We start from the raw sequence: 3,791 nt of genomic DNA, 5'->3' as shown, positions 1-3,791 counted from the left end.
GAACGTGTCGTACAACGGCACGATCGCGCCGGGGGCGTCGGTGAGCATCGGGTTCCAGGCCAACCACACCGGCAACACCGCCGAACCCACCTCGTTCACCCTGAACGGGGCGGCCTGCGGCGTCGCCTGACCGCACCACGCGCGAGGGGTGGAGCCGAACCGGCTCCACCCCTCGTCCGTCAGCCGGCCACCGCCGGGTTCACCCGAGGGTCCACCGCTGGCCGCTCTGCCCGCCGCACGTCGCCAGCCGCACGGGGGAGCCGTTGGCCGTGCCGCCGACCTCCAGGCACAGCCCCGACTGCGCGCCGGTCACCGAACCGTCCGCGTTGAGCCGCCACTTCTGGTTCGCGCCGCCGTGGCAGTTCCAGATGATCACGGCCGTGCCCGCGGCGGTGCCACCGCCCTCGGCGTCCAGGCAGCGCAGCGCACTGCCCGTGTACACCGTCAGCTCGCCCGCCGTCGTGGACGTCCACTGCTGGTTGGCGCCGCCGTGGCAGTCCCAGACCTGCAACCGGGTGCCGGCCGAGGTGCTCTGGCCGGGCACGTCCAGGCACCGGCCCGCGCCGACCGCGCGCAGCGGACCGGTCTTCGCGCCGCCGCCACCGCCCCCGTCGAGGCCGAGGAAGGAGATCGCGTACGCCAACATCCCCGCCTGCGGCAGGGTGTGGCCGGTGTTGGCGATGCTGATGCCCTCGACCGTGGCGCGGGTGCTCGTGTCGCCGTACCGGGTGCGCGTCCAGCTCGACTGCGGGCGGTCGGTGAACGCCGGGGTCTGGCTCAGTCCCCGGAGGTTGGTCCACTGCTTGATCTCCTCGCCGAAGTTGGGGTAGGCGAGGGTGGTGTCCGTGGTCCCGTGCCAGAACTGCATCCGCGGGTAGGTCCCGGTGTAGCCCGGGTACATGGCGCGGGCCGTGGCGCCCCACTCCGCGGCGGACCTGACGACGTTGCCGCCCGCGCACTGGCTGTTCCACAGCGAGCCGTTGGTCGTGGCGAAGCACCCGGCCGGGACGCCGGAGAACGCGGAACCCGCCGAGAAGACGTCGGGGTACTGGGCGGCCAGCACGTTCGTCATCATCGCGCCGGAGGAGAACCCGCTGACCACGATCCGGGCCGGGTCCACGTTGTAGCGCTGGCGGGTCCAGGACACCATCGACATGATGCCGGTGGAGTCGCTGCCGCCGTTGCGGGTGAGGCCGGCCTGCGTGGAGACGTCGAAGCAGTGCCCCTCGCGCGTGGCCTCGGGCACGACCACGACGTAGCCGTACCGGTCGGCCGCCGTGGCGAAGTCGCGGCCGTTGCCGTTGAAGATCGCGCCCGCCGAGCCGCCGCAGTAGTGCACGAGGACCAGCAGCGCGGGCTGCGGCGCGACGTTGTCGGGCACGTAGACATACATGTTGAGGTTCGTCGGGTTCGTGCCGAAGTTCGTGATCCTGGTCAACGTGGCGGCCGAGGCCGGGCCCGCCGTCACGAGCGCCGTGCCGACGGTGAGCGGCAACAGCAACGCCGCGGCCGTCAGGGCGCGCAACATTCGTCTCATCATCACTCCTTGGTGGCGACCGCACGACCACCGCGGGGTGTCGTGCCGTCCGAGAGGCGCTCAACCCCGGCCGGAACGGCGCCACGGGACCGCGCCGCCACCACGGCGGCGACCTGGCGCGCAGGGGCGGAGCAGATGTCCCTCCCGGCAGTTAGCCACGCCCGGACGGCGGCGGCAATGTCAGATTCCTGCCACCGCCGTCGGTGGAGCGTGCCCGTCTCACGACCGCCCGCCGGTCGTGAGACGGGTCCGTCAGGCGGGGCCCGCCGCCTTCTCCAGCACGCGCATGAACGCGCGCGACCAGTGCGGGAGGTCCGGCCAGCCGCGGCACGACACCATCGCGCCGTCCACCACGTCCGGTTCGTCCACGAACGTGGCGCCCGCCAGCTCCATGTCCACCTTGAGCGGCGGGAAGGCGGCGGTGGTGCGCCCGCGCAGCAACCCGAGCGCGGCGGGCACCTGCGGACCGTGGCAGATGGTGCCCACGGGCAGCTCGTGCTCGAAGAAGTGGCGGACGATGCGGGCCACGTCGGGATCGGTCCGGATGTACTCCGGGGCCCGCCCGCCCGGGATCACCAGCCCGTCGAACCCCGTCGGGTCCACGTCGGCGAACGCCAGGTCCACCGGCAGCTCGTGCCCCGGTTTCTCGGTGTAGGCGTCCCAACCGGACTCGAAGTCGTGGACCACCAGCTTCACCGCGCGCGTGGTCGGCGCGGCCACGACCGCCTCGTGACCTCCCTCGCGCAGGCGGAAGACGGGGTACATCGAGTCCAGCTCCTCGGCGGCGTCCCCCGTCAGGACCAGCACTCTGGCCATGTTCGCTCCCTCGTCCCGCTCGACGTGCGCGCGGGGGCTGTTCGGTCGAACCGGTTCCGGAGTTGCGACCGTATGCCGATCGGGTTTCGCGGCACAATCGGCCGGTCAGGTGTCGGCGCGTTTCGTCCGAAGTGGACCGAATTGCCCACCCGGCACCGGCGAACGCCGCAATGTTCGCGCTAACACGAAGAGATGGCCCGTCTCAGTTCGTCACATCGCGTTCACAGCGCTGTAGTCTTATCCCTCGGCAACACACGACGTTAGCGCTAACAAGTTCGGTCGGAGACGAGTTGCCGTCGGGTACGGGCCGGCGCGCGGCGGGGGACCGCGACGGCCGTCCGTGCCCACCGATCACCGAGGAGGAACGATGCGGACGCTCGTCAAGGCACTGGTCACCGCGGCCGTCCTGGCGGCCGGGGTGCTGACGACCACCGGACCGGCCGTCGCCGAGTCGAACGGCGGCGTGCGCGTGATGCCGCTGGGCGACTCGATCACCGAGGGCACGCAGGTGCCGGGCGGTTACCGGATCGGCCTGTGGCAGCGGTTCACGGGCGCGGGCTACCGGGTGGACTTCGTCGGGTCGCAGTTCAACGGGCCGTCGTCGCTCGGCGACCACGACCACCAGGGGCACCCGGGGTGGCGGATCGACCAGATCGACGGGAACGTCGTCAACTGGTTGCGCAACACCAACCCGCGCACCGTGCTGCTGCACATCGGCACGAACGACATCCTGCAGAACTACAACGTGAGCGGCGCTCCGGGCCGGCTGTCCACGCTGATCGACCGCATCACCGCGACCGTGCCGAACGCGGACGTGTTCGTGGCGACGATCATCCCGATCGCGAACTCGGGGCAGGGCGCGGCCGCGCGCACGTTCAACGCCGCCATCCCCGGGATCGTGCAGAACAAGGTCAACGGGGGCAAGCGCGTGCACCTGGTCGACATGGCGTCGGCGTTGACGACGGCCGACCTGATCGACGGCGTCCACCCCACGGCCGGCGGCTACGACAAGATGGCCGCCCGGTGGTACTCGGCGCTGCGGTCGGTGCCGGGCGTCATCGGCGACCCGACCGCGCCGACCGGCAACCGGCTCGTCGGCACGCAGTCGGGCCGGTGCGCGGACGTGCCGAACGGCGTGGTGAACGGCACCCAGGTCCAGCTGTGGGACTGCAACGGCCAGCCGCACCAGACGTGGACCTACACCGCGGCCAAGCAGTTGACGGTCAACGGCAAGTGCCTGGACGCCTACAACCTCGGCACGACCAACGGCACGCAGGTCGTGGTGTGGGACTGCAACGGCCAGACCAACCAGCAGTGGAACGTGAACTCGAACGGCACGATCACCGGTGTGCAGGAACCCGTCCGGCTCCAGCACCGCCGCGGTGGCCTCCGGCGCGTTGAGGTACCCCTTCATCACCTGCGGGCCGCGCACCAGTAC

Annotated in this window: 4 protein-coding genes; 2 read left to right on the top strand and 2 right to left on the bottom strand. The window is 71.3% G+C overall.

Annotated features, from left to right (window positions below; genetic code table 11):
• Positions 1-4: 4 nt before the first annotated feature.
• On the top strand, positions 5-130 hold the full coding sequence (locus tag ACWEFJ_RS39100; RefSeq protein WP_449716900.1) for a cellulose binding domain-containing protein: 126 nt from the start codon (positions 5-7) through the stop codon (positions 128-130).
• A 69-nt stretch (positions 131-199) separates the two neighbouring features.
• Here ACWEFJ_RS39100 and ACWEFJ_RS39095 read toward each other — a convergent pair whose 3' ends face one another.
• Both ACWEFJ_RS39095 and ACWEFJ_RS39090 read right to left on the bottom strand, forming a co-directional pair.
• Positions 200-1,537, bottom strand: a complete 1,338-nt coding sequence (locus ACWEFJ_RS39095; protein ID WP_449716899.1) for an extracellular catalytic domain type 1 short-chain-length polyhydroxyalkanoate depolymerase — start codon at positions 1,535-1,537, stop codon at positions 200-202.
• Positions 1,538-1,789: 252 nt separating this feature from the next.
• Entirely contained in the window at positions 1,790-2,353 is a 564-nt protein-coding gene (locus ACWEFJ_RS39090) for a DJ-1/PfpI family protein (protein ID WP_378098272.1), read from the bottom strand.
• A 367-nt stretch (positions 2,354-2,720) separates the two neighbouring features.
• Here ACWEFJ_RS39090 and ACWEFJ_RS39085 point away from each other — a divergent pair.
• Positions 2,721-3,791 (top strand): ricin-type beta-trefoil lectin domain protein (locus tag ACWEFJ_RS39085; RefSeq protein WP_449716898.1); only part of this gene is annotated, 1,071 nt, incomplete at its 3' end.

It is taken from the genome of Actinosynnema sp. NPDC004786 (assembly GCF_053601135.1).
The sequence above is the reverse complement of the archived record's forward strand: the minus strand, read 5'-3'. Positions and strand labels throughout refer to the sequence as shown.